Origin of the sequence: Falsiroseomonas sp. E2-1-a20, assembly GCF_051433195.1 — a bacterium.
Classification (GTDB): domain Bacteria; phylum Pseudomonadota; class Alphaproteobacteria; order Acetobacterales; family Acetobacteraceae; genus Falsiroseomonas.
Map to the genome: position 1 here is coordinate 1 of NZ_JBHMFT010000102.1, position 4,774 is coordinate 4,774.

At 62.5% G+C, this 4,774-nt stretch carries 5 protein-coding genes; 1 reads left to right on the top strand and 4 read right to left on the bottom strand.

The window, feature by feature from the left end; translation table 11 throughout:
• Window positions 1-946 precede the first annotated feature (946 nt).
• Window positions 947-1,543, top strand: a complete 597-nt coding sequence (locus tag ACFHPP_RS30345) for a hypothetical protein (RefSeq protein WP_437166962.1) — start codon at window positions 947-949, stop codon at window positions 1,541-1,543.
• 311 nt (window positions 1,544-1,854) lie between these two features.
• Here the strand turns inward: ACFHPP_RS30345 and ACFHPP_RS30350 are convergent, their stop codons facing one another.
• From ACFHPP_RS30350 to ACFHPP_RS30365, 4 genes are all read right to left on the bottom strand, one after another.
• Entirely contained in the window at window positions 1,855-2,406 is a 552-nt protein-coding gene (locus ACFHPP_RS30350) for an HsdM family class I SAM-dependent methyltransferase (RefSeq protein ID WP_437166963.1), read from the bottom strand.
• Window positions 2,407-2,799: 393 nt separating this feature from the next.
• Window positions 2,800-3,573 (bottom strand): DUF5131 family protein, encoded by a 774-nt coding sequence (locus ACFHPP_RS30355; protein WP_437166964.1) that lies wholly within the window; start codon window positions 3,571-3,573, stop codon window positions 2,800-2,802.
• 438 nt (window positions 3,574-4,011) lie between these two features.
• Window positions 4,012-4,290 (bottom strand): hypothetical protein, encoded by a 279-nt coding sequence (locus ACFHPP_RS30360; RefSeq protein WP_437166965.1) that lies wholly within the window; start codon window positions 4,288-4,290, stop codon window positions 4,012-4,014.
• A gap of 6 nt (window positions 4,291-4,296) precedes the next feature.
• Window positions 4,297-4,774, bottom strand: a 478-nt coding sequence (locus ACFHPP_RS30365; RefSeq protein WP_437166966.1) for a recombinase family protein, incomplete at its 5' end; no start/stop codon positions are given.

Consider the following 4,774-nt stretch of genomic DNA (forward strand, 5'->3'; position numbering starts at 1 on the left):
TTACGCCAGTTCCGCAAAGGCGGAGAAATCGGGCGAACAAAAAGATGAATTAAACAGAAGTCCCGCACACCCGAGGAAAGCACCCTTCGGCTGGAATACCCCCGCGACAAGATCGAAAACAATAAAATCGACTGCGACTGCCTGATCCTCCTCAGCCGCTTCCTCGCAAAGGTCTCGTTCTCACATCGGGATGCTGGATATGGACCGGCGGACAGACGGCCCGCGGAAAGAAGTCCAGCTATGGCCTTTTCTGCGCATGCCCGAAGCGGCGCATCAGCAAGATGGCGACCGCCCACCTCGTGGCGTTGTCACTGTTCTGCGGCGGCGTCCCTGGGGGCAAGATATTGCCCATTCGTGCGACAACCCACTCTGCGCCCGCGCCGATCACCTCTCACCCTACGAGCCCATCGGGCAATGCTCGACAGATGCGTGATAGGTCTCGCCACCCCGACAGCAAGCCGACGCCCATCAAGGTCCAGATGATGCGCCACCTCCGCGCTGCCTTCGACCCCAAGCCGGGCGATCTCGCCCGCCTGTTCGGCAGCAAAATCGGAGCGGCCAACCAAAAGGCCACGAGGGCGTAGCAGGCGAGAGCCCGAAGGAACACCTTGTGCCTTTCTTCACGAGCATAGGCTAACAGGTAGCTGCGCATGGTCGCCCTCCTCCGGGGCTCGACCATTATAGAAACGATTTGATATCGTTCCTCAGACGAACGTGATGAGGTGTGATGCGGTTTAGTGACCTCAAGGCCAATGAGGGGGTGATCCTTACCTGTACGCCATGCAGACGTGAATGGAGGATGGACAGGGAAGCGCTGGCACGAGCCGTGGGGGTCTGGACGAGCCTGAATCACATTGCCCTGCATCGTGCCCTCGCCTGTCCGCGGTGCAGACAGTCACCGACGCTCGCAAAGATTTCGTGGCAGGCTGGGTAGAGGGATGTGACCTTGGACTACATGACCGTACTGCCGCCATGGCTCCCGCTGACGCTAGCCTCGGGTCTGACCCTGTTTCTCCTGAAGGAGGCATGGGAGTTTGTCCGTCGATGGAGAGCGGACAGTCGCAAGCGCCTTGCGATCACGACCCTCCTCGCTCAGGAACTTGGCCAACTCTACTTTGTGCATCGGTCATTGGTCGGCATCGTCAACGAACTATGCCAGCAATATCCCGATAAACCTCCGGTCTTCTCCTTGTATCGGGACGCCAACGGTAAGCCCTGTTACCGTGTCGTATGGGGCGGAACCAATACCGATGAGCGAGCCATCCGCAGCATTCACCGCGGCGCCGGGGACAAGCTGTTGATGGACGCTGCGATGCTGGATCGCAAGTTGTTCGCCAAGATGTTGACCGCCTATACGCGTGTGACCGAACTCGAACACTTGCGGGAAACCCTCATTGACATACTGGATGAGGGTTCGATGGTAGACACGTTCGCTGGATACATGGGTGAGCGCCTTGTCGTCATCCTTCAAGGGATGGACGACCTGTACCGGTACTGCACCGGCAAACCCATCGCTTCGGCCAAGTCATTCGATGACGTATGAGAGGCGGCTACCACCGCTCATTGGAGTGCAGGGGATCGTGAGCAAGCCGCCGAGCAGGCGGGTGGGGACGACGGCATATTACAACACACGGGCCGACCCTTCTCTCCCTGCCCTCTCGTGGGCTCGTCGAGCACCGTCGTGCTACCAGGGTCGTAGTGGCAGTACCTTGGGTTGTGCGGTCACGTCTTGGGGCAATCGCGCACATTCTAAGTGAGGCAGAGGCAGCCGCACGAATTTTATCAAGCGCGGAACCGAGAAACAGAAGGATGGCACCGCCAACAATAAGGTTGGGAATATCGGTCCGAGGGCCTTCACTGCCGAGACCTCGGCCACGGCGGCCACGCGCTCCAAGGTAATGGCGAAGCCGAGGCGTAGAGGGCGCTCAACTGTGATGCGCCAGTTGCCGAAGTCCTCGTTATCAATACCTTGGAGAAGTCGATCTCGGCCATTGCGCCGAATAACCGGGTGATCTCGGCGATGGTATTCTCGGGAATCACATTGCGCTTGTTGCCAAGGCTGGGACGCATCTTCTCGGCCATGCCAGTCGCGTCGATCAACTGCACCTTGCCGCGGCGGATTGGTGTCTTCCAGTTGGTGATGATCCAGACGTAGGTGTTGATGCCGGTGTTGTAGAATAGCTGGTCCGGGAGACCAGCGATGGCCTCCAACCCGTCGTTCTCAATGATCCACTTCCTAATGTCGCTTGGGCCTGACCCGGCCCCGCCTGAAAAGAGCGACGAGCCGCTGAGCACCACGGCGAGGCGGGAGCGGCCCGCATCCCCGCCTGCGCTGCGAGCGCTGCGGCAAGGAGCCCTCCAACGCCTGGGCGCTCTGGCAGGAGCATTGATCGTGTCTGCGCTCACCCTATGACGGCAGACGGCTGATTCGACTCAGCGTGATCGCGCCTGTGTGGTGGCTGCCGCAAACGGGTGATCTGCACCATGAGTTCGAGCGCCAGTTGGGCCTCGGCCGATGGTAGCTGCTCGCCCGTGGCCCAGGAGGCTATTCGGCGGGTGTGTTGAGCCGGGGTCACATCTGGACGACGTGCCGCCATTAGCCGCGCAAACTCAGCCTGGGTGACCCCGGCCGCCTCCAAGGCTGCGCGAAAGGCCAGGGCGGACGCTGGTAACGGTCGGGTGAGCGGGCGGCCCATGTGTGGCTCCTGAGTTCTTAGGGAGGGGGGTTAACGATTAGCGGCGGACTTGGAGGATGGGGGCTGGCGCGGCGGGAAGGAAGGGCGACCCACCGGGCCGCCCCTAGGCTTTGGCGGCGACGGGGAACTGCTTCCATTCACGACCGTCGAGGACGGCCTTCGCATGGCCCCGCTTATCCGGGAAACCGCCGTGCTGCTTGAAAAAAAACGGCACCTCGGCGGCGGCGCATTGGTCCCGGATTTCCCGCGCCCAATCCAGTGCCATGGGACGGCACCGCGGCCCGCTCTCCCCGCCTGCAATCACCCAATGGATGTCCCGGAGGTCCAGCCTCCCCACAGGACCGATCAACGGCTCGCAGGACAGAAACCGGAGGGCGGCAGGGATGCCCCGGAGGATGTCGATCCGGCTCTTTACGCGGGCATCCTCGACACTGGTGCCGAGCCAGATGCCCGGTGCCCCATGCAGCGCGGGGTGTTCCCGGTAATAGGCCGCCGCCGCCTCGGGCCGCTTGGTAAGGATTTGGTAGGAGTTGCCCGCCCGGTGGGCGACGAGTTCATCCATGATCCGCCGGGTGTAGCCTGCCGCCAGGGCCTCCGAATGGAACAAGTCCGAAAGGCTGTTCACGAAAACCCGCTTTCCCCGAATGTGGCGGAGGGCGGCCCAGCGGGTTTCGGTGTTGAGGACCACCCGGCCGTTCCACCCGCTCCGGCCATTCTGGTCCTTCCAGGTTTCCTCGTGGGGATTGCCCTGTCCGAGCATGGCCGCCCGCCGCTTGGCGCCCCCTGCCGCGTAGCAATTGGAGCACCCAGGCGACACCACGCTGCACCCCAAGATGGGGTTCCAGGTTTCATCGCTCCATTCAATGCGGGTTGCCATCCACCTCTCCTTCCGTCGGCCGGGTCACTCCCGGCGAGAAGGGATATTATGGCTTCAGCCCATAAAAGCTAGCAAAATTTATGGTTTAATCCCATAATCGGAATTGAAGCAAGGCGCCATCGCGCTCATGAGCACCGCGGGCGAAGCGTGCGTGGTTGCAGCCGCGCGGAGGGGCCTAGTGCAGCGACGCGAACAGGTTATTCAGCGGATAGATGACGCTGCCCAGGGCTGCCGTGCCTGCCTCTGCACCTTCCGATTATGTCGCTGTACTATGGCCTGTTCTGCGCCTACCCGAAGCGCCGCATCAGCAGAATGGCGACCCCGCACAGGACCTCCTACATGATCTTCCGCGGTGCCATCCTAGATGTGCAGGACATCGCCCACGTATGCGACACATCGCCGTGCCTCCGCCCAGACCACCTCAGCCTGACGGATGCCTCAGGCAGTGGACGCCAGATGCGCGACCGGCAGCGACACCCCAAAATCCAGATGTGGCAATGCAGGCCCCAATGGTGATGTTGCGAGGCGGTCCACGGCCGTACCGCTGTTTAGGAACTCGGCGCGGATACGTGCCTCCTCGGCAGCACCAACGGCCTCGGCCTCGGCTTTGTTGCGGCAGCCCGTGGAGAACTCGCGGACCTCAAAGCTGCGCCGCCCGACACGGACGCTGCCGCGGCAGTGCCAGACCTCGCCACGCTTGCGGTAGTGCAGCGTCACGGTTCGTCACGCCCTCGCGTCAGACCCGGCGACCGACGACATCGCCCGCCTAACCTCCACGACCTTCGCGGGGCTGACCTTGAGCAGCCGCGCGGTCTCGCGCACGCCTCGTCCCTCAGCCAGGGCGCCGCGGATGCGTTCCACCTTGAAATTCGGCATAGGGGGTCGGCCTAGACGCTTGTTTGCCGAACGGGCCCGATCCAATCCAGCCATCACCCTGTCGCGAATCATCGCGCGCTCGAACTCGCCAAACACGCCCAACATGCCGAACAGCGCGCGGCCGGAAGGTGTCCCGGTATCGAGCGCCTGCTGGTGGAGGTAGAGGTCCACGCCCCTGGCCTGTAGATCGCCCAGCAGCCCGATCAGGTCGGAAAGCGAACGACCCAACCGGCAGACCGACCACGCGGCGACGACATCCACCTCGCGTCGCGTCACCTGCTTGAGCAAGGCATCGAGGCCAGGGCGCTGTGCCCGACCTTTGCTA

What these genes read in the sequence shown, in the direction of transcription:
- ACFHPP_RS30355 (WP_437166964.1), bottom strand. Translation starts at nt 3,573, where the DNA reads ATGGCAACCCGCATTGAATGGAGCGATGAAACCTGGAACCCCATCTTG.